At 45.1% G+C, this 24,573-nt stretch carries 23 protein-coding genes; 18 read left to right on the top strand and 5 right to left on the bottom strand.

Annotated elements, in window-relative coordinates:
• Positions 1-177: 177 nt before the first annotated feature.
• Positions 178-1,248 carry a succinylglutamate desuccinylase/aspartoacylase family protein gene (locus OH459_RS08945; protein ID WP_005447618.1) on the bottom strand — a complete coding sequence of 357 codons (1,071 nt, stop codon included), beginning with the start codon at positions 1,246-1,248 and terminating at the stop codon, positions 178-180.
• Positions 1,249-1,578: 330 nt separating this feature from the next.
• Here OH459_RS08945 and OH459_RS08940 point away from each other — a divergent pair, with 330 nt between their 5' ends.
• Entirely contained in the window at positions 1,579-2,118 is a 540-nt protein-coding gene (locus OH459_RS08940) for a DUF3332 domain-containing protein (protein WP_005447616.1), read from the top strand.
• 98 nt (positions 2,119-2,216) lie between these two features.
• Here OH459_RS08940 and OH459_RS08935 read toward each other — a convergent pair whose 3' ends face one another.
• A complete protein-coding gene (locus OH459_RS08935) occupies positions 2,217-3,689 on the bottom strand; it encodes an aminoacyl-histidine dipeptidase (RefSeq protein ID WP_009697714.1) in 1,473 nt (490 codons plus the stop codon).
• 1,040 nt (positions 3,690-4,729) lie between these two features.
• Here OH459_RS08935 and OH459_RS08930 point away from each other — a divergent pair.
• From OH459_RS08930 to pgpA, 14 genes are all read left to right on the top strand, one after another.
• Positions 4,730-6,019: an NCS2 family permease gene (locus OH459_RS08930; protein ID WP_005447607.1), complete on the top strand. Its 1,290-nt coding sequence runs from the start codon at positions 4,730-4,732 to the stop codon at positions 6,017-6,019.
• A gap of 342 nt (positions 6,020-6,361) precedes the next feature.
• Entirely contained in the window at positions 6,362-6,826 is a 465-nt protein-coding gene (tet(34), locus tag OH459_RS08925; protein WP_005447605.1) for an oxytetracycline resistance phosphoribosyltransferase domain-containing protein Tet(34), read from the top strand.
• Positions 6,827-6,916: 90 nt separating this feature from the next.
• Entirely contained in the window at positions 6,917-8,164 is a 1,248-nt protein-coding gene (gene frsA, locus OH459_RS08920; RefSeq protein WP_009697716.1) for an esterase FrsA, read from the top strand.
• 118 nt (positions 8,165-8,282) lie between these two features.
• Complete coding sequence (gene crl, locus OH459_RS08915) at positions 8,283-8,672, top strand: sigma factor-binding protein Crl (protein ID WP_005447601.1); 390 nt, start codon at positions 8,283-8,285, stop codon at positions 8,670-8,672.
• Positions 8,673-8,794: 122 nt separating this feature from the next.
• The gene (proB, locus tag OH459_RS08910; protein ID WP_005447599.1) at positions 8,795-9,934 is read left to right on the top strand and encodes a glutamate 5-kinase; all 1,140 of its coding nucleotides are present in this window, start codon (positions 8,795-8,797) and stop codon (positions 9,932-9,934) included.
• 17 nt (positions 9,935-9,951) lie between these two features.
• On the top strand, positions 9,952-11,202 hold the full coding sequence (locus OH459_RS08905; protein ID WP_269986411.1) for a glutamate-5-semialdehyde dehydrogenase: 1,251 nt from the start codon (positions 9,952-9,954) through the stop codon (positions 11,200-11,202).
• Positions 11,203-11,329: 127 nt separating this feature from the next.
• Complete coding sequence (nrdR, locus tag OH459_RS08900; RefSeq protein WP_005424846.1) at positions 11,330-11,779, top strand: transcriptional regulator NrdR; 450 nt, start codon at positions 11,330-11,332, stop codon at positions 11,777-11,779.
• A gap of 7 nt (positions 11,780-11,786) precedes the next feature.
• The gene (gene ribD, locus OH459_RS08895) at positions 11,787-12,911 is read left to right on the top strand and encodes a bifunctional diaminohydroxyphosphoribosylaminopyrimidine deaminase/5-amino-6-(5-phosphoribosylamino)uracil reductase RibD (RefSeq protein ID WP_053053242.1); all 1,125 of its coding nucleotides are present in this window, start codon (positions 11,787-11,789) and stop codon (positions 12,909-12,911) included.
• An 11-nt stretch (positions 12,912-12,922) separates the two neighbouring features.
• On the top strand, positions 12,923-13,576 hold the full coding sequence (locus tag OH459_RS08890; protein WP_029789187.1) for a riboflavin synthase: 654 nt from the start codon (positions 12,923-12,925) through the stop codon (positions 13,574-13,576).
• Between the two features lie 152 nt (positions 13,577-13,728).
• The gene (ribBA, locus tag OH459_RS08885; protein WP_005447594.1) at positions 13,729-14,838 is read left to right on the top strand and encodes a bifunctional 3,4-dihydroxy-2-butanone-4-phosphate synthase/GTP cyclohydrolase II; all 1,110 of its coding nucleotides are present in this window, start codon (positions 13,729-13,731) and stop codon (positions 14,836-14,838) included.
• Positions 14,839-15,007: 169 nt separating this feature from the next.
• Positions 15,008-15,478 carry a 6,7-dimethyl-8-ribityllumazine synthase gene (gene ribH, locus OH459_RS08880; protein WP_005440184.1) on the top strand — a complete coding sequence of 157 codons (471 nt, stop codon included), beginning with the start codon at positions 15,008-15,010 and terminating at the stop codon, positions 15,476-15,478.
• Entirely contained in the window at positions 15,478-15,945 is a 468-nt protein-coding gene (gene nusB / locus OH459_RS08875; RefSeq protein WP_005440182.1) for a transcription antitermination factor NusB, read from the top strand. Before ribH ends, nusB begins: the two co-directional genes overlap by 1 nt.
• A gap of 78 nt (positions 15,946-16,023) precedes the next feature.
• Positions 16,024-16,989 (top strand): thiamine-phosphate kinase, encoded by a 966-nt coding sequence (gene thiL / locus OH459_RS08870; RefSeq protein WP_005447592.1) that lies wholly within the window; start codon positions 16,024-16,026, stop codon positions 16,987-16,989.
• Between the two features lie 57 nt (positions 16,990-17,046).
• The gene (gene pgpA / locus OH459_RS08865) at positions 17,047-17,550 is read left to right on the top strand and encodes a phosphatidylglycerophosphatase A (protein WP_005447591.1); all 504 of its coding nucleotides are present in this window, start codon (positions 17,047-17,049) and stop codon (positions 17,548-17,550) included.
• 95 nt (positions 17,551-17,645) lie between these two features.
• On the opposite strand, the gene dxs is transcribed toward pgpA, so the two are convergent.
• The 3 genes from dxs to xseB are packed head-to-tail and all read right to left on the bottom strand — an operon-like array spanning position 17,646 to position 20,679.
• Complete coding sequence (gene dxs, locus OH459_RS08860; protein WP_009697722.1) at positions 17,646-19,511, bottom strand: 1-deoxy-D-xylulose-5-phosphate synthase; 1,866 nt, start codon at positions 19,509-19,511, stop codon at positions 17,646-17,648.
• A 19-nt stretch (positions 19,512-19,530) separates the two neighbouring features.
• Positions 19,531-20,415, bottom strand: a complete 885-nt coding sequence (gene ispA / locus OH459_RS08855) for a (2E,6E)-farnesyl diphosphate synthase (RefSeq protein ID WP_005447589.1) — start codon at positions 20,413-20,415, stop codon at positions 19,531-19,533.
• 21 nt (positions 20,416-20,436) lie between these two features.
• Positions 20,437-20,679, bottom strand: coding sequence for an exodeoxyribonuclease VII small subunit (xseB, locus tag OH459_RS08850; RefSeq protein ID WP_038898518.1), 243 nt, complete (start codon positions 20,677-20,679; stop codon positions 20,437-20,439).
• Between the two features lie 265 nt (positions 20,680-20,944).
• On the opposite strand from xseB, the gene pomA reads away from it, so the two are divergent.
• The 3 genes from pomA to thiI all read left to right on the top strand — a co-directional run bounded on the left by pomA (position 20,945) and on the right by thiI (position 24,313).
• Positions 20,945-21,706: a flagellar motor protein PomA gene (gene pomA / locus OH459_RS08845; RefSeq protein ID WP_005427558.1), complete on the top strand. Its 762-nt coding sequence runs from the start codon at positions 20,945-20,947 to the stop codon at positions 21,704-21,706.
• 15 nt (positions 21,707-21,721) lie between these two features.
• On the top strand, positions 21,722-22,666 hold the full coding sequence (locus tag OH459_RS08840; RefSeq protein WP_005447588.1) for a flagellar motor protein MotB: 945 nt from the start codon (positions 21,722-21,724) through the stop codon (positions 22,664-22,666).
• Between the two features lie 198 nt (positions 22,667-22,864).
• Positions 22,865-24,313, top strand: coding sequence for a tRNA uracil 4-sulfurtransferase ThiI (gene thiI / locus OH459_RS08835; protein WP_029789185.1), 1,449 nt, complete (start codon positions 22,865-22,867; stop codon positions 24,311-24,313).
• Positions 24,314-24,573 lie beyond the last annotated feature (260 nt).

Here is a 24,573-nt window from a genome sequence, read left to right as displayed (position 1 = left end):
GATAATGAGATTAATTATCAATGGTGTTTTTTTGAATGCCTGTAAAGTTTTATATCCACTAAATGACGGTAAAACAGATTTTGATAGGGATTAAGATATGTAGGGGAGTGAATGTGTCTATCTTTTCGCCACAAAAAAGCCCAGATGAATTTCTGGGCTTTCAGTTTATGCAAAAACTTATTGCTGAGTTTCTAGCGGAATTTGCCCTGTCGTGACTTGATCAACATCGAACTCCGTTAGCTCTTCAATATAGCTTTCTACGGTTTGTTCAACGACATCATCGTCTTGTTTGAAGTAAGCAATGTGGAAGATTGCATCACCTTCGTTAACGAGAGGCAGTGTTTGCTGACCGATCACGATACCGCCTTTTGGTGCAACCAGTTCAAGTTCGTCGTGACCAAGCGGCGAGCTGATGTATGCGAGTGTTTCACCTTCTTCAACTTTGTCACCTAGGTTCACGACAGTACGCAGAATACCGTTACCTGATGCACGTACCCAACTGGTGGATTTTGCGATAATTGGTTCTGGTAGCTTTTTGCGGCTTGCGCGAAGCATGCCGATGGCTTGCATGACGCGCTGCACGCCAAGTACACCTGCGCTGATAGATAGAGGGTCAAAGCGCAGAGCTTCACCAGCTTCATAAGTTAGCACTGGGATATCGCATTTTTCAGCTTCACTACGCAAAGAGCCATCACGCAGTGCCGAGTCTACGATCACTGGTGTGGCAAACGCTTTTGCGATTCGCAGTGTTTCTGGATTACTCAGGTTCGCACGGATCTGCGGTAGGTTAGTACGGTGAATCGCACCCGTATGAAGATCCAAGATGTAATCACAGCGTTTGGCGATATTGTTAAAGAATCCATGCGCCATGCGAGATGCCAATGCACCTTTTTCGCTTCCTGGGAAGCAACGGTTTAGGTCGCGGCGGTCCGGTAGGTAGCGTGACTTATGAATAAAACCAAATACGTTCACAATAGGAACCGCAATCACGGTGCCTTTCAGCTTTTGCGGATCCAGTTGGTTGATCATCTGACGAACGATTTCTACGCCATTAAGCTCATCACCATGGATCGCCGCATTCACCATTAGCACGGGACCTTCTTGTTTACCGTGGATGATTTCCACAGGAATAGAAAGTGGTGAGTGCGTGTAAAGCTGTGCTGCTTCAAATTCGGTTTCTAGTCGTTGTCCTGGTTGTACTTGATGCCCGAGTAGCTCAAATACTTTGCTTTTTTTACTTCTGGCCATAAACCATCTCTGTCAAATACGTTAGCAACAATGTAACAACTGGTTCAAAATCACACTAATCATTCTTCTTTAGGTGACGAAAAATAATTTTTATTGAAAAGATTAAAGTTTCACCAGATGTATGAGTTGTGTAAGCACATTGGGTTAATTTCTGTGTTTATTGAGTGGCTGTACGCTGTGTTTTAAAGTAGCACATTCATCGAGTAAATAAGGCTGTGTTAAATTTAATACTCATATTTTTTTGAAGAAAAACTGACTTTTACCTATGGTTTTAATCCGCTAATATCCCCGCCGAATTTTTGACCTAATACTATTTAACTAGAGGTTTTGATGAAAAAGGCGTTCGCTAAAATTGGCGCATTGACTGCAGTCGCAGTTTCTCTTTCTGGCTGTGTGGGCAGTAATGCAGTGACAGGTTACGTAATGGGCTTTAACCTAAAAGCAGTAGATAACCGTTACGCTCGTGGTGGTCTAAACATGCTTTTGGCGCCTGTTTATGGTGTTGCTGTTGCAGCGGATTACATCGTATTCAACTCTCTAGAATTCTGGACTGGTAAAAACCCACTAAACGGTAAGCCACACATCTTTGATACCAAGATGGATACTTACATCGACGTGAACCACCAGTTAGACAAATCTCTAACGACTGCACCGATCGGTCCTCTAACGCACAACCGTGTTATCGAGCAAGGTCAAATGCAACAGATCGACGAGAACACCGTTCAGATGGACATTACATACAACAACGGTGACAAAGCGACACTAATGGGCGTTCGTGAAGGTGACTTCGTTACTTACTACATCGATGGTGAAGTAGTTGCTAAAACTTCTATGGATGAGCTAGCGGCATACGCGCAAACTCGCGCATAGTTTGCGATACTCTTGTTATAAAGAGTCTGTAATAAAAAGCTCACAATAAGAAAAGGGTGCCGAGGCACCCTTTTGTGTTTTTCGCGTATTGGTTTGAATTACGCTTTTTCAGGAATGGCTTCAAGAAGCGCAACCATTTGGTCCCAGAACAGTTGAACGGTATCGATCTTCACTTTCTCATCTGGAGAATGAGGGAACTTGATGGTTGGACCGAAAGAAACCATATCCATGTTCGGGTAAGGTTCTTTGAACAGACCACATTCAAGACCTGCGTGGATAACCATGATGTTTGGCTTGTGACCGTAGATGCCTTCGTACATATCACGGAAAATTGCCATGATCTCTGAATCAGCATCTGGTTTCCAGCCTGGGTAAGCGCCAGAGAATTCAATTTGAGCACCAGCCAGTTCAGCGACAGATTGAAGCATACCTTCAACTTGGCTACGACCTGAGTCGATCAGGGAACGAATTAGGCATAGAACGGTTACTTTGTTCTCTTCTGTTGTGATAACACCAACGTTAAGTGATGTTTCAACCACGCCTTCAACTTCATCACTCATACGCATTACACCGTTTGGACAAGCGTTCAATGCTGCGATGAAACGTTGTTGGTCTGCAATCGCAAACACTTGTGCATCTGTTGCAACTTCTTCGTTGAAAGTCACGATGTCTGTTTCAATTTTACCAAGCTCTGTTTTTAGTAACTCAGTGTAGTAGTTGAACAGTTCCGCTAGTTTATCTTGATTTTCTGCCGGTAGTGCTACAGTTACAAAAGCTTCACGAGGAATCGCGTTACGTAAACTACCGCCACGGAATTCAACCAGGCGAAGATCCAACTCTTGCGCGTGACCAGCGAGGAAGCGACCAATCAGTTTGTTTGCATTACCGCGACCTGTATGGATGTCACAGCCAGAGTGACCGCCTTTTAGACCTTTCAGTGTTAGTTGACGAGTAATAAAGCCCGCTGGAATTGCGTCACGAGTAATATCGAAGGTCATTGCGCCATCGATACCGCCTGCACAACCCATGTACACTTCGCCTTCTTGTTCTGAGTCTGTATTTAGAAGGATATCGCCTTCCAACCAGCCAGCTTCAAGACCAAATGCACCTGTCATGCCTGCTTCTTCATCAATAGTCAGTAAAACTTCAATAGGACCGTGCTTGATCTCTTTAGAAGCAAGTACAGCAAGACAAGAAGCCATGCCGATGCCGTTATCTGCACCTAGCGTTGTGCCCTTTGCTGTTACCCATTCACCATCGATGTATGGCTGAATTGGATCTTGAGTGAAGTCGTGATCAGTGTCTTCGTTCTTTTGTGGCACCATGTCGATGTGTGCTTGAAGCACTACACCTTTTTTATTTTCCATACCTGGTGTCGCAGGTTTTTTAATGAACACGTTGCCAGTTGGATCGCGGCGTACGTCAAAACCTTGCTCTGTTGCCCAAGTAACAATGTACTGTGCTAGAGCTTCTTCATGTTTTGAAGGGTGAGGGATTGAACAAATCTTATCGAAAAACTGCCAAAGTGGAGCAGGTGATAAGGTACTGATTTCAGAATGGAATTCAGACACGGAAGACTCCTTTTGATGTGCTTTGCCAAATTTAAACCGTAAATTTAATGGGTGTTTAGCAGTAAATGCTAATCGGTATTGGCTTGGAATTGCCCTCAGCATACCACCAGAAAAGCGGTTCTAGTAGTTGTGGTGAAAAGGATTTGCCCTAGAACTGTCACAGATTATGAACACAACGTAATACACCAATGCAACGAGCTTAGTATGTTCTGAAAGTTTGTTTAATTTTTAATTTACTAAACTGTAATTTAATTACAGTTAATTCTTGATGAAGGTCAATTTATTAAGTTTTTGTGATTCTGGTCACTAAAATGCTTGTAATTAAATTTCTGGGTGGTATATTTGTAACCAGCTTCTGAGAGAAGAATGAAATGCTCAAAGGATGAGTCCGTTTATCGCCTCCAAGGAACTGAGAAATCAACCAAATTAACAGTATTAATTGATTTAGAAGGTGATATTTATGAAAGGTTTACCAAGTGCAATGTTCTGGAACAGCAAATCTGTTTACACCGGTAACTTTGTATACCCAACAAGCTTTGGTTACTAATTGAAGCCAACGCATGTGACTCGAACAAGTTTGTTCACCCCTATAAATTGGAATTTTTTTTCAGTGCATAGTGCTGACATGATTCACCGCCACTCAAATTGAGTGGCGTTTTTTTATCTTCTGATCCCAATCTCGCCTATTTTATCGCCACCAAGCTTCAATTCTCCGATTGCTTATCTCACTTGTTTCATTTTCTGACCAATTCTTTGGGTATTTAGCGTCCAAAACGATGACTTTGCGTTTGAAAGTTTAATACATTGCTCAGTTTATACACATACGTTTGTTTTCAGTACAAGTTCGTTAGTTATTGTTTATTAAGACCTAAATTTATTTGCTGTTTAAAACGCTAGCGAATGGGTTTCATATCCCAAGAAAAAAATCCCTTTAGAGTGAAGATTCTATCTGGAATTTGTTATTTGATAACTTTATAATTCGAGCCAATCGATTACGCAACCGTTTACTTTTTACTTTTTACCTTTTACAGGATTCGATCATGCTCGAAAGGCTCTTTAAACTTAGTGAAAATGGCACCAATGTGCGCACTGAGATCATCGCAGGTGTTACTACCTTCCTAACTATGGCTTACATCATCTTTGTAAACCCAGCTATCCTTGCAGATACAGGTATGGATCGTGGTGCCGTGTTCGTTGCGACGTGTCTTGCTGCCGCTATTGGCTGTTTCATCATGGGCTTAGTAGCAAACTACCCAATCGCTCAGGCTCCAGGTATGGGGCTAAACGCGTTCTTTACCTATTCCGTTGTGTTGGGCATGGGTTACACATGGCAAGTCGCGCTAGCAGCAGTATTTGTTTCCGGTCTGCTATTTATCGTCTTGAGTGTGTTTAAGATTCGCGAATGGATCATCAATTCGATTCCACTTTCTCTTCGTACTGGTATCTCAGCAGGTATCGGTCTGTTCCTTGCTTTCATCGCACTGAAAAACGCAGGTATTGTTGTAGATAACCCAGCAACGCTAGTTTCAATGGGTAATATCACTTCTCTACCATCTGTACTTGCAGCGATTGGCTTCTTCATGACGATTGCATTGGTTCACCGTGGTGTGAAAGGTGCGGTTATGATCGCAATCCTAGGCGTAACAATTCTTGGTCTGATCTTTGGTGACGTTCAGTGGGGCGGCATCATGTCAACACCACCAAGCATCGCGCCAACCTTCATGCAGCTAGACTTCTCTGGCTTGTTCGAAGTAGGTATGATCTCTGTAGTATTTGCTTTCCTATTCGTTGACTTATTCGACACTGCAGGCACGCTAGTTGGTGTTTCGCAAAAAGCGGGTTTGACTGACGAAAACGGCAACATTCCACGCCTAAATAAAGCGCTACTTGCAGACTCAACAGCAACATCTGTCGGTGCTCTACTAGGTACATCAAACACGACGTCATACATTGAGAGCGTTTCTGGTGTAGCCGCTGGTGGTCGTACAGGTCTAACTGCTGTGGTTGTTGGCGTACTGTTCCTTCTTGCTCTATTGTTCTCTCCACTAGCGGGAATGATTCCAGCTTACGCAACGTCTGGTGCACTATTTTACGTGGCTATCTTGATGCTTTCTGGTCTTGTTGGCATCGACTGGCGTGACCTAACAGAAGCGGCTCCTGTTGTCGTAACGTGTTTGGTTATGCCTTTGACTTTCTCTATTGCAGAAGGTATCACGCTTGGTTTCATTGCTTACGCTGCGATCAAACTGTTCAGTGGTAAAGGACGTGAAGTCTCAATGAGTGTATGGGTTATGTCCGCTATCTTCATTGCGAAGTACATCCTAGGCTAACTCTGACGATTAAAAGAAAAGCCAGTGTGGGCACACGTTCACACTGGCTTTTTGTTTGTGGGCTTTTACTGGAGGGGAATTTCTCCTTGTTTATGGAGCATTTCTTCTCAAATTCATTCCCTTCTTTATTTTGCCGTGTTCACTGAATTCGATTTTTCTGCGTAATAGACGGAGAATTTTGATATCAGCGTTGGTATTAATCATGGGTTTCGGTAGAATAATCGTTTGCGTAGCTTGAAACCCCCATTTCCTCTGGTGTGGGAAATCTAGATTGATGAGTCCATTTCAGCGCCATCAGCTAGGTCACGGGGATGCATATTTTGAAATTATTAGGTTATTACAATGAGTAAAAAATTCATTATCACTTGGGATGCGATGCAGTCTTACTGCCGTGAACTGGCTGAGAAACAAATGCCAGCTGAGCAATGGAAAGGTATTTGGGCGGTAAGCCGTGGTGGCTTGGTTCCTGGTGCTATCTTGGCTCGTGAGCTAGGTATTCGCTACGTAGATACAATTTGTATCTCAAGCTACGACCACGATCATCAACGTGACATGACAGTGCTTAAAGCGCCAGAAGGTGACGGTGAAGGTTACCTAATCATTGAAGACCTAGTAGATAGCGGTGATACAGCGCGTAAACTTCGTGAAATGTACCCGAAAGCAAAACTGATTGCTGTATGTGCTAAGCCTTCTGGTAAAGAGCTACTTGATGACTACGTAGTAGACATCGCACAAGACACTTGGATCGAGCAACCTTGGGATATGTCTATCCAGTACGCTGAGCCAGTAAATCGCAAGCAAAAATAAGTTTGCACTAAGAATATTGAGAAATGCCCCTTTATAGGGGCATTTTTTTTATTATTATTACGCTATTGCAACCAGCCTAGAGTTCTTCCTATGTCAGAAGACGTCAGTAAAAACCTCTCCGAAACTTTGTTTGTCAAACACAAACAAGCGAAAGAAACCTCTGCACTTACTCAATACATGCCGACCAGCCAAAAGATTCTTGATGAGCGAGAAGAGCATGAAGATCGTGCTTGGTATCGTCATTTGAGACGTCTTCAATGGGCGTGGCAGGGCTTATCTCCTATCGAAATGGAAGGGGTACTTTCTAAAATCGCGTCATCGAATCATTCTCGTACCGAAGATAAATGGCTTGATACGGTCATGGGTTACCACGGTGGTAACTGGACGTTTGAGTGGATTAAGTTAGGCATGGAGCATCAACGCCGCGCGAATGAAATGAAGGGGGAGGAAGCGGCTGATGAGCTGTTTACGGCTTCATTGTGTTTTAGCATTGCAGGCTATCCACATTTAAAGAATGATAACTTAGCCATTCAAGCACAGGTATTGGCGAACAAAGCGTATTCAGAAGGCTCAGAAAAAACTAAATACGTGATCAAGCAGATCGAAGTGCCTTACCAAAAACGCAAGATCATCGCGAACCTACATCTTCCTCGCACAGATAAACAATTACCAGTTGTAATGGTCAGTGCTGGTTTGGACAGCTTGCAAACGGATATGTGGCGCTTGTTCAGAAACCACTTAGCTCCAAAAGACATTGCGATGGTGACTATTGATATGCCGTCAGTCGGTCATAGTTCACATTGGCCGCTGACTGAAAACTCCAGTTGCCTTCATCAAGCGGTTTTGAATGAACTGTATTCTCTACCTTGGGTTGATCACCACAAAGTTGGATTGATTGGCTTCCGCTTTGGCGGTAATGCCATGATTCGTCTTTCGTTTGTTGAGCAAGAAAAGATCAAAGCTTGTGTGGCTTTGGGAGCACCAGTGCATGATCTGTTTACGTCGCCTAAAAAGTTGCAGCAAATGCCGAAGATGTACCTTGACCTGTTAGCGTCTCGCCTTGGTAAGAGTGCTGTTGACATCAATAGCATGGCCGGACAGATGATGGCATGGTCACTCAAGGTACAAGGTTTCCTAAGTAGCCGCAAAACTAAGGTGCCAATTTTAGCATTGAGTCTCGAAGGGGACCCAGTTTCACCTCATAGTGATAACCAGTTGGTAGCACTGTTTAGCCAGTACGGACAAGCCAAGAAAATCAGTTCCAAGACAATTACAAAAGGTTATGAGCAATCCCTCGATTTAGCCATAAAGTGGTTGGAGGACGAATTATTAAGATGACAAATCTCCTAATTTAGTTAAGAGTGATATATGTGAGCAAAAAATAAGCTCATGATAATTAAAAATAATAATCATTCTTGGATAGCTAAATATCCTTACTATGGAAACGGAGATTCTTATGTCAGAGACGACACAAGGACCGACTCACTTTCGCTTGATGTCAAAGTTGAAGGCGATAGGTCCGTACCTGCGCGAACCACAATCACAAGAAGGGCACTACTATTTTGACTGTCTATCTGTCTGTGTAGACGACAAAAAGTCACCTGAGAAACGTGAATTTTGGGGCTGGTGGATGGACTTGGAGTCCATCGAAGGTGGCTTTACGGCAAAATACCATATTGGTAAATACAACAAAGAAGGGGAATGGACCTCAGAACCATTACCAAATAAGGTAGTAGAGGAAGTGTACTTGACACAAAGTACCTTCCATCAAAAGCTTATTGATACAGTGGCTGAGCATTTCAAACTGGAAGTGGAATATCACACCGAATCGTTTGATTTCGCCTAATTTGGCTGTTTTCTTCCCTGATAAGACAAAAAGGTGCGTTTTCGCACCTTTTCTGCTTGTTAAATCCCCATTTGATTGCTAAAACATCCACTCTTTATTTGTTTTTCATTTCAGAAGACATCATGACAACGAATCAACAGAATGCAGTTGTTTCACAACCACAGACCGTCGTTGTGAAACTGGGTACAAGTGTGCTGACAGGCGGCACTTTGGCGTTAGACCGTGCTCATATGGTAGAGCTGGCTCGTCAATGTGCTGAGCTTAAAAAACAAGGCCATTCAGTAGTAATGGTTTCGTCTGGTGCGATTGCAGCAGGCCGTGAGCATCTTGGATACCCCGCACTGCCCAACGCGATGGCGAGTAAACAGTTGCTTGCAGCCGTGGGTCAGAGCCGTCTGATTCAAACATGGGAGTCTTTGTTTGGTATTTACGGTATCAAAATTGGTCAGATGCTACTGACTCGCGCTGATTTGGACGATCGTGAACGTTTCCTTAACGCACGTGACACCATTAATGCGTTGGTTGCGAATGACATTATCCCTATCGTTAATGAAAACGATGCTGTCGCAACAAATGAAATCAAAGTAGGTGATAACGATAACTTGTCTGCTTTGGTGGGGATTTTGTGTGGTGCAGACAAATTGCTGCTCCTGACTGATCAAAAAGGTTTGTTTACCGCAGACCCACGTAAAGATCCGAATGCTGAGCTGATCAAAGAAGTGAAAACTATCGATGATACTTTGCGTAAAATTGCAGGTGGTAGTGGCACAACGCTAGGTACGGGCGGCATGGCAACCAAACTTCAAGCGGCAGACATAGCTCGCCGTGCAGGTATTGAAGTTATTATCGCCGCTGGTAGTGCACCAAATGTTATCTTTGACTCATTGAGTTCAGAGCCACAAGGCACACGTTTCCTACCGTGTTCTGAAGCACTAGAAAACCGTAAGCGTTGGATCTTAGCCGGTCCTGCGGCGTCTGGTGACATCATTATTGATGACGGTGCCGTTAACGCGGTTGTAGGTAAGGGCAGTAGTCTGCTTGCGAAAGGCGTTATTAAAGTAAGTGGTGATTTTGCTCGTGGCGAAGTCGCCCGCGTGACAAACTCCCACGGTAAACTGGTTGCTCGTGGTATCAGTGCCTACTCAAGTGAAGACCTAGCGAAAATTGCAGGTAAGCACAGTAAAGATATCATCTCTATTTTGGGTCATGACTACGGCTCAGAAGTGATTCATCGCGATGATCTTGTCGTCATTCAAGAATAGAAATTGAGGGAAGCAAAGTGGATTTAACGAATATGGGTAAAGCTGCCAAAGATGCAGCTTTCGAATTGGCGACAGCGTCAACCGCACAAAAGAACCAAGCACTAGCCATTATCGCCGATGAGCTAGAAGCAAATGCAGCAACTATTTTGGCTGCAAACGCAAAAGATATTGAGTTAGGTCGCGAAGCGGGTCTAACGGATGCATTACTTGACCGCCTTTTACTGAATGAAGAGCGCTTAACGGGTATTGCTAACGATGTTCGTAATGTGATCAGCCTTAACGATCCTGTGGGCAGTGAAATTGACAGCAAAGTGCTAGAAAACGGCATGTCTCTGTCTCGTCGTCGCATGCCACTTGGTGTAGTTGGTGTGATTTACGAAGCGCGTCCGAATGTAACCATCGATATTGCTGCTTTGTGTCTAAAAACAGGTAATGCAAGCATCCTACGTGGTGGTAAAGAGACATTTTTCTCTAATATGGAACTGGTGAAGGTTATCCAATCGGCACTTGCGAAAGCAAACTTGCCAGCGGCTTCTGTTCAGTACATTGAAAAACCGGATCGTGAGTTGGTTTCTCAATTACTTAAGCTAGACGACTACGTCGATATGATCATTCCACGTGGTGGCGCTGGTCTACACAAAATGTGTAAAGAGAACAGCACCATTCCAGTGATCATTGGTGGTTTTGGTATTAGCCACATTTTTGTTGATGAATCAGCAGAGCTAGAGAAATCACTCAATGTTGTTGAAAACTCAAAAGTTCAACGTCCGTCCGCATGTAACTCGCTAGATACTTTGCTGGTTCACGAGAATATCGCTGCGCAGTTCCTGCCAATGATCGTAGAGCGCATGAACGAAAACGTAACTTTTGTCGCAGAGCCAAAAGCAAAAGCAGTGATGGCACAAGCGAAACAAATTCGCGATGCGGGTGAAGGTGATTTTGATACGGAATGGCTAAGTTACACGCTAGGTGTAAAAGTGGTTGCTGATGTGAAAGAAGCGATTGATCACATGCGCGTTCACAACGCGAGCCACTCAGATGCGATCATGACAAACAGCCTACAAAACTCAGAATTGTTCATTAACTCTGTCGGTTCTGCGGCGGTTTACGTAAATGCCGCAACACGTTTTACTGACGGTGCTCAGTTTGGTTTAGGTGCTGAAGTTGCGGTATCAACTCAGAAACTGCATGCTCGTGGTCCTATGGGTTTGGAAGAACTGACCAGCTACAAATGGGTTGGTAAAGCGAACTACTTAGCACGCAGTTAACAGAAACCGTTTGATATTGATTGAAAAAGGGGCAGCGATGCCCCTTTTTGTTTTCTCTAACATAGCAATTCCGCTACACTAGTCTTGCTTTTGGGACGAACCCAATTGCAAGCTATTTGGAGGTGATATGCATTGTCCTTTTTGTTCTGAGAACGATACAAAAGTAATTGATTCACGCTTGGTTGCTGATGGGCATCAAGTGCGTCGTCGTCGTCAATGCCTTGCGTGCAGTGAACGTTTTACAACGTTTGAGACCGCAGAGTTGGTGATGCCGAAAGTGATTAAATCTAACGGTAACCGTGAACCATTTGATGAAGATAAAATGGTTGGTGGTATTCAACGTGCCTTAGAAAAACGTCCAGTCAGTGCTGACTCTATTGAGCTAGCCATCAGCATGATTAAGTCCCAACTGCGTGCAACTGGTGAACGTGAAGTACCAAGTGAAATGATTGGTAATTTGGTTATGGATCAATTGAAAGAGCTGGATAAAGTCGCTTATATCCGCTTTGCATCGGTTTATCGTAGCTTTGAAGACATCCGTGAATTCGGTGAAGAAATTGCTCGCCTAGAAGACTGATTGAATCATGGCTCAACAATCTCTCTCTTCAGAATTTACCTCTCAAGATTTCGAAATGATGTCGCGTGCGCTCAAGTTAGCGAAGCGCGGCATTTATACAACGGCACCTAACCCGAATGTAGGCTGCGTTATTGTCCGTGACGGTGAGATTGTTGGCGAAGGTCATCACCATCGTGCGGGGGAACCTCATGCTGAAGTTCACGCGATGCGTATGGCTGGCAATAAAGCTGAAGGCGCAACGGCATATGTGACACTGGAACCTTGCTCTCATTATGGTCGTACGCCACCTTGTGCAGAGGGGCTAATCAAAGCCAAAGTCGCACGCGTTGTTTGTGCAATGGAAGATCCAAACCCGAAAGTTGCAGGGCGCGGTTTTCAAATGCTGCGCGATGCGGGGGTAGACGTTCAAGTTGGCTTATTAGAAAGCGATGCGATCGAGCTGAACAAAGGGTTTATCAAGTTCATGCAAACTGGCATGCCTTATGTTCAGTTGAAAATGGCAGCCAGCCTCGATGGGCAAAGTGCACTCAATAATGGTCAGAGTCAATGGATCACCTCCCCAAAGGCTCGCCAAGATGTACAGCGTTATCGAGCGTTGAGTGGCGCTATTCTCTCGACCAGTAAGACAGTCATTGATGACAATGCATCGCTGAATGTGCGTTGGGATGACCTGCCATGCAGTGTGCGAGCTCAATATACTCAAGATGAAGTTCGTCAGCCTCCTCGTGTGATTTTCGATCGCCAGTCTCAACTTAGCGATGATCTAAAACTATTCAATACTGACGGTGAGCGTATTATTGTTAGCCACGACGGCGATATTGCGCCTGAGCTGACGGAAAATGGTCAAATTGACTTAACGGCGACATTAAAAGCTGTGGCGAGCGAATATCATATTAATCACTTGTGGGTTGAAGCTGGCGCTACACTCGCGAGTTCATTAATCAAAGCTAACCTTGTAGATGAACTGATTGTTTATCTTGCTCCTAAATTAATGGGCAGCGATGGGCGAGGTTTGATTGGTGCTCTTGGGCTAACCGATATGGCACAAGTTATCGATTTAACTATTACCGACGTTCGAATGGTAGGGGTGGATATTCGCATTACCGCAACCGTCAAACGCAACCAAAGCTAGAAAGAAGCATTATGTTTACAGGAATTGTAGAAGCAGTTGGCAAACTAACTGCAATCACGCCAAAAGGCGAAGACATCACCGTTACGGTCGAAGTTGGCAAGTTGGATATGTCTGACGTTAAGTTGGGGGACAGTATCGCAACGAATGGTGTGTGCTTGACGGTCGTCGACTTCGGTAGCAACTATTACAGTGCCGACTTATCACTGGAAACGCTGAATAAAACAGGTTTTGCCGCTTACCAAGTTGGCGATAAAGTGAACCTGGAAAAGGCCATGTTACCAACGACACGTTTTGGTGGGCACATTGTGTCTGGTCACGTCGATGGCGTGGGCGTGATTGTTGAGCGCAACCAAGTTGGTCGAGCGATTGAATTCTGGGTAGAAATGCCTGCTGAAATCAGTAAGTACGTCGCAGAAAAAGGCTCGATCACAGTGGATGGCATTAGTCTGACCGTCAATGACCTACGTAAAAATGGTTTTAAATTGACGATTGTTCCTCATACCAGTGAAGAGACCACGATTGATCAGTTCCAGGTGGGTCGCAAAGTGAACCTAGAAGTGGATGTACTGGCTCGCTACATGGAACGCTTGCTGCAAGGTCAAAAAGAAGAATCGCAAGAGTCACGTATTACCATGGACTTCTTGCAGCAAAATGGTTTTGCGTAGGCGAAACCGACAATAATCACAGAACGTTATCAGGTTAATTGACTTAATAAGGGTTGGCTGCAAACTGCGCTAAAGCCAGTAGACATGGCTAACCGAAACGTTAAACGTATTGCTGCTGCAATAATAAATTTATGAATAACGGGAAACAGAATATGCCTATCAGCACGCCTCAAGAAATTATTGATGACATTCGCGCGGGCAAAATGGTCATCCTGATGGATGATGAAGACCGCGAGAATGAAGGTGATTTGATCATGGCTGCCGAGCACATTACGCCGGAAGCAATCAACTTTATGGCTACGCATGGTCGTGGCTTGATCTGTCTAACCATGACAAAAGCTCGTTGTGAAAGCCTTGGTTTACCGCCAATGGTGCAAGACAACAATGCGCAATACACCACGAACTTTACCGTTTCTATTGAAGCGGCTGAAGGTGTTACGACAGGTATCTCTGCCGCAGACCGTGCTCGCACTGTACAAGCTGCCGTTGCGCCAAATGCGAAAGCAGCTGATTTAGTTCAACCTGGTCATATCTTCCCTCTAGCAGCACAAGATGGTGGCGTTCTAACTCGCGCTGGTCATACAGAAGCAGGCTGCGATTTGGCTCGCCTTGCAGGTCTAGAGCCAGCATCGGTTATCGTTGAGATCCTAAACGACGACGGCACGATGGCACGTCGTCCTGATCTTGAAGTATTTGCTGAAAAGCACGGCTTAAAGCTAGGTACTATTGCGGACTTGATTGAATACCGCAATAACACCGAAACAACGATTGAACGTGTTGCTGAGTGCGCATTGCCAACAGAGTTCGGTGAGTTCACGCTTGTGACTTACAAAGACACGATTGATAACCAAGTGCACTACGCAATGTGTAAGGGTGACCTTGCTTCTGAAGCGCCATTGGTCCGTGTTCATTTACAAGATGTATTTACCGATGTCCTTCGAAGTGACCGCAACGCAGAGCGTAGCTGGACACTTGAGAAAGCAATGAAGCGCATTGGCGAAGAAGGTGGTGTTCTGGTTGTACTTGGCAACGAAGAGTCAACCGATCTGCTTATTCACCGAGTGAAAATGTTTGAAGCACAAGACAAAGGCGAAGCACCAACGCTTGCTAAGAAGCAAGGTACGTCACGCCGAGTGGGTGTCGGCTCTCAAATCCTTGCTGATCTGGGCATTCACGATATGCGCCTGCTTTCTTCAACCAACAAGAAGTACCACGCACTCGGCGGTTTTGGTCTGAATGTGGTTGAGTACGTCTGCGAATAATAACTGACCAGCGAGTTCCTAGTCTTACACGCACTTATCGTCGCTAAGGCGAGGAACTCGTGATTCGTCCCTAATTTCCATTAGATATTGCTCACAAAATTGTGATAGAATCCGGCGATTCTCACTTGATGAACAATTTTCACTTATAAATAGAGTTAAAGGAAAGCTTATGAAAGTGATCGAGGGTGGCTTCCCAGCGCCAAATGCAAAAATTGCTATCGTTATTTCTCGTTTCAACAGTTTTATTAACGAAAGCCTACTATCTGGTGCGATCGATACACTAAAGCGTCACGGACAAGTAAGCGAAGACAACATCACTGTTGTTCGTTGCCCAGGTGCCGTAGAACTACCTCTAGTAGCTCAACGTGTTGCTAAAACTGGTAAGTACGATGCAATCGTATCTCTAGGTACAGTAATTCGTGGCGGTACACCGCACTTTGACTATGTTTGTAGTGAGTGTAACAAGGGTCTTGCACAAGTTTCTCTGGAGTACAGTCTTCCAGTAGCATTTGGTGTATTGACTGTTGATACTATCGATCAAGCGATTGAACGCGCAGGAACCAAGGCTGGTAATAAAGGTGCAGAGGCTGCACTAAGCGCACTTGAAATGATTAATGTACTATCTGAAATTGATTCCTAATGGGGGCCAGTGTGAAACCAGCCGCACGTCGTAACGCACGTCAATTCGCTCTACAAGCGATCTATTCATGGCAAATTACTAAAGATAATGTTGCCACGATCGAAGAACAGTTTTTGTCTGGCGACAAATACGATGAAGAAGAACTTCACGCATCTGAGCCTGCACTTGCTGCTCCAGAAACAGACGTAGCTTACTTCCGTGAACTACTAAGCGGTGTTGTACTTAGCCACTCTGAGCTAGATAGCAAAATCCGTCCATACGTGTCTCGTCCAATGCAGGACCTAGACATGATGGAACTTGCTCTTCTTCGTCTTGCTATGTACGAGATGACTCGTCGCGAAGATGTTCCTTACAAAGTGGTAATCAACGAAGCGATTGAACTTGCAAAAGTATTCGCGGCAGAAGACAGCCACAAATTTGTGAATGGTGTGCTAGATAAAGCGGCGCCACACGTACGTAAGAAATAACGATTTCTTCATTAAAAAGGTCAGCAGATGCTGACCTTTTTTGTATCAAAAGCTTTTCCATCAAAAAGTAAGTGAATAATGTCTGGTGAATTCAATCTGATCGATAAGTACTTTGTTGGACGTCAAAGCCAACGCAAAGACGTACACCTAGCGGCGGGGGACGACTGTGCGTTAGTGAAAGCGCCAGATAACGTACAAATTGCCATTAGTACTGATACGTTAGTGGCTGGAACCCATTTTCTTGCGGATGCAAACCCTGCTTGGGTCGCACATAAGGCGTTGGCATCAAATATTAGTGATCTCGCGGCAATGGGTGCAACGCCGGCGTGGGTGAGCTTTGCATTGACGATGCCTAAGCCTGATGAAGCTTGGCTCGCTCCTTTTTGTGATGCATTTTTTGAGCTGGCGGATTATTTTGGTATTCAACTTATTGGTGGTGATACCACAAAAGGTCCACTGAGCCTGACGCTCACCGTGCAAGGGTTTGTACCAGAAGGGAAAGCATTGACTCGCTCTGGGGCGAAAGTCGGGGACTGGGTTTATGTCACGGGCAACCTTGGAGATGCCAAAGCTGGTCTGGATGTGATTCTGGATGATTCACTGCGCTCACGTATTGCTGCGCAGGAACTTGAGACAGCGCATTATCTTAGCTCACCTCGTGTTTTGGCTGGTCAAGCGCTTGTTGGGTTGGCTTCGGCTGCGATTGATATCTCTGATGGTTTAATCTCTGATATCAAACACATCCTCAAACGTTCTGATGTTGGTGTGAGCTTAGATGTTTCCCAATTGCCAATTTCTTCAGAACTGGTTCAGTTTTTAGATGATAAGGTCATCGCACAGCAGTATGCTCTATCAAGTGGCGAAGAATACGAACTGTGCTTTACTGTGCCAGAGCAAAACCGTGGCTCATTACAAAGCGCTTTGTCTCATATCGGATGTAAAGTCACGTGTATTGGTCAGATTCGACCAAAAGGTACCTTCGAGCTGCATGATAACAATCAACCGCTTGATTGGGATCTGAGTGGCTTTGACCACTTTAAATGATATGAGCTAGGCTCTAGCCTAAGATTGAAACCAAACTTGCAGTATAGGTTTAAGGAAATGACCAACCCTCTCTCTCTGATTTCATTAAAGAACCCGTGGCATTTATTGGCGACAGGTTTTGGTAGCGGTTTATCACCTGTAGTGCCAGGCACAATGGGCACACTGGCATCTGTACCATTATTTCTATTGTTAGCCCAATTGCCTTTTCCACTATACGTGGTCGCCGTACTTGTCTCTTGTGTGATTGGCATTAAGATCTGCCAAGTGACATCAGACGACATGGGCGTTCATGACCATGGCTCAATCGTGTGGGATGAATTTGCGGGCTTTTGGATCACCATGAGCTTAGTGCCTGCACTGAATATCCCCTTAACAGAATGGAAATGGTTACTTACTGGTTTTATCTTGTTCCGCTTCTTTGACATGGTAAAACCGTGGCCTATCGGTTGGTTAGATAAACGTGTTCATGGCGGCTTAGGTATCATGATTGATGATATCGTGGCAGGCATTATGGCGGGTATCGCACTGTTTTTTGTGGCGAAATACGCAGGTTGGATGTAGTACCCACCACATAGCACTGACCATCGACAAATAAACAAAAGGGATGCCAGAGCATCCCTTTTTTGTATTTACGCGATTTTATTGCTTTACGCTATTTACTTGGCTAGGTAATCGTTGATTGATTTCTCGATGCCTTGTGCGTCTAAACCAAGTTCTTCGTGCAGCTCGTCTTGCGTACCTTGAGGTATGAAGCGATCTGGCAAGCCAAGATTTAGTACTGGCTTGATGATCTTATCTTGCATCATAAACTCAATTACACCTGCACCAGCGCCACCTGCAATCGCATTCTCTTCTAGTGTAACCAGAACATCATGCTCAGCGGCGAGCTGACGGATCAAGGCTTCATCAAGAGGCTTAACAAAGCGCATATCAGCAACTGTTGCGTTGAGGTTTTCAGCCGCCTCCAGTGCGTTACCTAAGAAGGTACCGAAGCTAAGAATTGCCACTTTCTCGCCTTTACGCACGATACGACCTTTACCGATTTCAAGTGCAGTGAAGTCTTTTTCGATTTCAGTGCCCATACCGCTACCGCGTGGGTAACGAACCGCGCTTGGACCCGTGTGTTTGTGACCTGTGTACAGCATCTGACGACATTCGTTTTCGTCACTTGGTGCCATGATTACCATGTTCGGGATACAACGCATAAAGCTGAGATCGAACGCGCCTTGGTGAGTTTGACCATCTGCGCCAACCAGACCTGCACGGTCGATAGCGAACATCACTGGCAAGTCCATGATCGCAACGTCGTGGATCAGTTGATCATAACCACGCTGTAGGAAGGTAGAGTAGATTGCTACGATCGGGTGATCGCCCGCAATTGCCATACCTGTTGCAAGTGTCACGGCATGCTGCTCTGCGATCGCTACGTCAAAGTACTGTTCAGGGTACTCTTTTGAGAAGCGAACCATACCAGAGCCTTCACGCATTGCTGGTGTAATCGCCATCAGCTTAGGATCTTGCGCTGCCATGTCACATAGGAAATCACCAAAGATCTTAGAGAAGGTTGGCTTGCCGCCACTGCTCTTCGGCAAACTGTTATGTGATGGGTCGAACTTTGGTACACCGTGGTAGCCGATAGGATCTTTTTCTGCTGGCTCATAACCTTTGCCTTTCTTGGTCATGATGTGCAGGAATTGTGGACCTTTCAACTCACGCATGTTTTTCAATGTCTTGACGAGCTCGTTGACATCGTGACCATCGATAGGACCGATGTAGTTGAAGCCAAGCTCTTCGAATAACGTGCCAGGAACGACCATGCCTTTTAGGTGTTCTTCTGTACGACGCACCAACTCTTTGATCGGTGGGACGCCGGACAGCACTTTCTTGCCGCCTTCACGGATAGAAGTGTACAAGCTGCCAGAAAGGACTTTCGCAAGGTGATTGTTCAACGCGCCTACGTTCTCTGAAATCGACATTTCGTTGTCGTTTAGAATCACTAGCATGTCAGGGTGAACGTCACCAGCGTGGTTCATTGCTTCAAAAGCCATACCAGCCGTAATGGCACCATCACCGATTACGCTGACCACTTTACGACCTTGACCTTCTTTTTCTGCGCTAATGGCCATACCGAGACCAGCACTGATAGAAGTCGATGAGTGGCCAACAGATAAGGTGTCGTACTCGCTCTCTTCGCGCCAAGGGAATGGGTGAAGCCCGTCTTTTTGACGGATAGTAGGCATTTGGTCACGACGACCTGTCAGAATCTTATGTGGGTAAGCCTGATGACCCACATCCCAGATTAACTGGTCAACAGGTGTGTTATATACATAGTGCAGAGCGACCGTTAGCTCTACTGTGCCTAAGCCAGACGCTAAATGTCCGCTAGACTGACTCACTGAATTTAGCAGATACGTGCGTAGTTCATCGCACAATGTCGGCAATGTTTCTTTCGGAAGAAGACGCAACTCCTCCGGTGTATTTGCTAACGCCAGTGTCGGGTATTTTGAAATATCAAGAGTCATATAAATGCGCGCTTATAGTTTAGTTCTTGCGCTCGATGACATATCGGGCGAACTCTTCGAGTAACTGAGTATTGTATGGGATTGCTTCCAATGCTTGAAGTGCTTCCTGTAACAGAGTGTGAGCTTTCTCCATTGCTCCCTCCAAACCCAGTAGAGATGGATAAGTGCTCTTGTTCAGCTCTTGGTCTGAGCCTTGAGGCTTACCCAGTGTTTCTGTGTCACTAATGATATCAAGAATATCGTCTTGAACCTGAAACGCCAGACCGATCGCTTTTGAGTAGCGTTCTAGGTGTGGCAATACTTCCAGGCCTTTTTCGCCTGCGGCTAACGCACCAAGTTTGACCGCACAGTTAATCAGTGCACCAGTTTTATTGCGATGAATTTCTTCTAAATCTGCGAGAGAAACTCGACGATTCTCGGCACCTAAATCTAACGCTTGACCAAGACACATGCCACTTGCACCAGAAGCTTGCGCTAGTGCTTGTACCATCTTTATACGCTGGCTTTCCGCGTTCGGATTCAGTTTTCCTTCAGCAAGAATCGTGAATGCCAATGTTTGTAGAGCATCACCAGTCAAGATTGCTGTGGCTTCATCAAACTTAATGTGGCAAGTCGGTTGACCGCGACGCAGCGCATCGTCGTCCATTGCAGGTAGATCATCGTGAATCAGAGAGTAGGCGTGAATACACTCAATTGCAGACGCTGGCGTGTCGAGATCTTCTGGCTTACAACCCAGCATTTGACCAGTGATGTAAACAAGGAAAGGACGAACACGTTTTCCGCCAAGCAGCAGACCATATTTCATCGCTTGAATCAGCGGCTGTTCTTGGTGAGGCAATTGCTCAAGCCACAGATTGAGTTGTTGGTTGTTTCGTTGTTGATAAGACGTCAATGTCTCTTGCATCACATTGCTCACTACTGATTATTATTCTGACTCAGGGGTGAAGTCACTCAGTGGTGCTTCATCATCTTCGCTAAGAAGAATGCTTACGCGCTGTTCGGCGTCGCTCAGTTTTGTTTGACCAGCACGAGCCAGTGCAATGCCACGTTCAAATTTACGTAGGGCATCATCAAGGGCAAGATCGCCATTCTCTAATTGATCAACTAAGCTATCTAGCTCTTCAATTGTTGCTTCGAAGGTCATATTTTCTGGTTTCTTGACCGCCATCTTTTATCTGCCTTAATAGAGCCTCTAATAGAATGCACGCAAGTTACCTTAGCCTACTAAGTTGGTCAAATTTAACCTTATATAATTGTCACAAAATTAGCGTTAGACAGGTCTGATAAGACGATATTGATCATAGACTTCGGAGCTAAACGATCTTTTTGTGACGTATTGACCAAGATTTTTCTAAAAAAACTGTTCTAGTTGTCGATACAAGTAATAATTCGCCTGACTAGGCAATATTTAAGTATAGCGAGAGGAGTGCTTTGTGGATTTAGCAACCCTAATAGGTTTGATCGGTGGTTTTGCATTCGTCATCATGGCGATGGTGCTAGGCGGCAGCATCGGTATGTTCGTAGACGTTACCTCAATCCTAATCGTAGTTGGTGGCTCTGCATTTGTTGTGTTGATGAAGTTCACCATGGGGCAGTTCTTCGGTGCGACAAAGATCGCAGGTAAAGCGTTCATGTTTAAAGCCGATGAGCCAGAAGATCTGATCGCTAAGATTGTTGAAATGGCAGACGCGGCACGTAAAGGTGGTTTCCTCGCTCTTGAAGAGATGGAAATCAACAACAGCTTTATGCAGAAAGGCATCGATTTACTGGTTGATGGACATGATGCCGACGTTGTACGTGCGGCACTACAGAAAGACATTGCACTTACCGATGAACGCCATACGCAAGGTACAGGCGTGTTTCGTGCATTTGGTGACGTAGCCCCTGCGATGGGGATGATCGGTACACTGGTTGGTCTGGTAGCCATGCTTTCAAACATGGATGACCCAAAAGCGATCGGTCCTGCGATGGCGGTAGCGCTTTTGACCACACTATACGGTGCGGTGCTTTCTAACATGGTGTTTTTCCCAATTGCAGACAAGCTTTCATTACGTCGCGATCAAGAAACGTTAAACCGTCGTTTGATTATGGATGGTGTTTTGGCGATCCAAGATGGTCAAAACCCTCGTGTTATCGATAGTTACTTGAAGAACTACCTCAACGAGGGTAAACGCGCTCTCGAGATAGACGAGTAATCCGGAGGTCATCTGATGGATGAAGATAACAAATGTGATTGTCCGCCACCCGGTCTCCCGCTGTGGATGGGGACATTCGCTGACTTGATGTCACTGCTGATGTGTTTCTTCGTACTGCTGCTTTCGTTTTCGGAAATGGACGTATTGAAGTTCAAACAAATTGCGGGCTCGATGAAGTTCGCTTTTGGTGTACAAAACCAACTTGAAGTGAAGGACATCCCAAAAGGTACCAGCATCATCGCTCAGGAATTTCGACCGGGTCGCCCTGAGCCGACGCCAATTGATGTCATCATGCAGCAAACCATGGACATCACTCAGCAGACGTTGGAATTCCATGAAGGGGAATCTGACCGAGCAGGTGGTACTAAACGTGACCAAGGTAAGCTGACGGGGGGACAATCACCAGAAACTTCAACGCAAAACAATCAATCGGCAGAAGCAGACATGCAACAACAGCAGTCTGAACAAACGTCGCAAGAGATGGAAACCTTGATGGAAAGCATCAAGAAAGCGTTGGAGCGAGAGATTGAGCAAGGCGCGATTGAAGTAGAAAACCTCGGTCAGCAAATTGTGATTCGAATGCGAGAGAAAGGCGCGTTCCCTGAAGGGTCGGCGTTCTTACAGCCGAAATTCAGACCACTAGTACGCCAGATTGCCGAACTGGTGAAAGACGTACCGGGTATTGTTCGAGTGTCTGGACATACGGACAACCAACCGCTGGATTCTGAGCTGTATCGTTCTAACTGGGACTTGTCTTCGCAACGAGCTGTATCGGTTGCCCAAGAGATGGAGAAAGTAAGAGGCTTCTCGCACCAACGCTTACGAGTGCGAGGCATGGCTGATACTGAGCCATTAGCGCCAAACGATTCTGATGCAAACCGCGCACTTAACCGCCGTGTTGAAATCAGCATCATGCAAGGTGAACCACTTTACAGTGAAGAAGTGCCCGTAATTCAATAAGCGGATATTTGTTCTTATACTAAAAGCGAGCGTTAGCTCGCTTTTTTTGTCATTCCATTTCGCTTAGGTGTATAATCTTGCGCCTTTGAAGTGAGCTCAGGCTACCTTTTATGACCAAAACGCACTTTTGCTGCGTATGAAGCATCGAGGTGGAGTATCACTCATTGTTGATTGCGAAACTAACCTGCGAACTAGACTATGAAATTTATTGTAAAGCCCCATCCAGAAATTTTTGTAAAAAGTGAATCTGTGCGTAAGCGCTTCACAAAGATTTTAGAGTGCAACATTCGTAACATCGTTAAGAGCCGTACGGAGTCTGTCGCGGTATTCAACCGTCGTGATCACATTGAAGTGACCTCTGAGAGTGACGAGTTCCACGCTGAAGTTTTAGAAATCCTGACGCACACGCCAGGTATTCACCATATTCTTGAAGTAAAACAAACTGAATTCAAAGACTTGCACGATATCTACGAGCAAGTGTTGGAGCTAAGCGGTTCACTGATCGAAGGCAAGACTTTCGTAGTGCGTGCCAAGCGTCGTGGTAAACACGAATTTACTTCTATTGAGTTAGAGCGTTACGTAGGTGGCGGTCTTAACCAAGCGGTAGAAAGCGCTCGAGTTAAGCTAAGTAAGCCAGACGTAACGATCAACGTTGAAGTGACTAACGACAAGCTAAACCAAGTGTTGGCACGTCACAAAGGTCTAGGTGGTTTCCCTCTAGGTACACAAGAAGACGTACTAAGCCTGATCTCGGGTGGTTTCGACTCTGGTGTTTCTAGCTACCTACATATCAAACGTGGCTCAAAAGTACATTACTGTTTCTTTAACCTAGGTGGTCCAGCACATGAAATCGGCGTTAAGCAGGTTTCTCACTACCTATGGAACAAATACGGTTCTTCAGCAAAAGTACGTTTCATCTCAGTTGATTTCGAGCCTGTAGTTGCAGAAATCCTAGAGAAAGTTGATGACGGCCAAATGGGCGTGATCCTGAAGCGTATGTTCATGCGTGCGGCAGGTATGATTGCTCAGAAGATGAAGATCGAAGCATTGGTAACAGGTGAAGCACTGGGTCAGGTATCGAGCCAGACGCTAACTAACCTACGCCATATCGATAACGTAACAGATACTCTGATTCTGCGTCCGCTGATCAACTGGGATAAAGAAGACATCATCAATCTAGCGCGTGAAATCGGCACAGAAGACTTTGCGAAGACGATGCCAGAATACTGTGGTGTTATCTCTAAGAAGCCAACTGTGAAAGCGGTGAAAGGCAAGCTAGAAGCAGAAGAAGAGAAATTCGACTTCAGCATCCTTGAGCAAGTGGTTCAAGAAGCTCGTATGATGGACATCCGTGATATCGCAAAAGAGTCACAGGAAGCAGCACCAGAAGTTGAGCAAGTACAAGCAGTAGAAGAACACGCAATCGTATTGGATATCCGTAGCCCTGAAGAGGAAGACGATAACCCACTAGAAATCGATGGTGTTGATGTTAAACATATTCCATTCTACAAACTGGGTACTCAGTTTGGTGATCTAGACCAAGCTAAGACATACCTACTGTACTGTGACCGTGGTGTGATGAGCCGTCTGCAAGCACTTTACTTGCAAGAGCAAGGTTTCAACAACGTGAAGGTTTATCGCCCATAATCGCGTTGTAATGCTGACAATCACAAAAGCGCAAATTGAGAAATCAGTTTGCGCTTTTTTCGTTTTAGCACGCGCAAAATTTTCCCTAATGAAGTGATAAGATTGAGCTCAATCGCACGCTTCGGGATTTGTATTGATATAACGATAATTAATCCGAAATCAGGATGAAAAGGTGATGTTGATACCAATTTCTGAAGAAGAGGGACAGTGGGATTTTTTAGATAAAAAAACACCGCCTAATAAGGCGGTGCAAGAAATTT

Source organism: Vibrio sp. MM46, assembly GCF_027587135.1.
Lineage (GTDB): Bacteria > Pseudomonadota > Gammaproteobacteria > Enterobacterales > Vibrionaceae > Vibrio > Vibrio harveyi.
The sequence above is the reverse complement of the archived record's forward strand: the minus strand, read 5'-3'. Positions and strand labels throughout refer to the sequence as shown.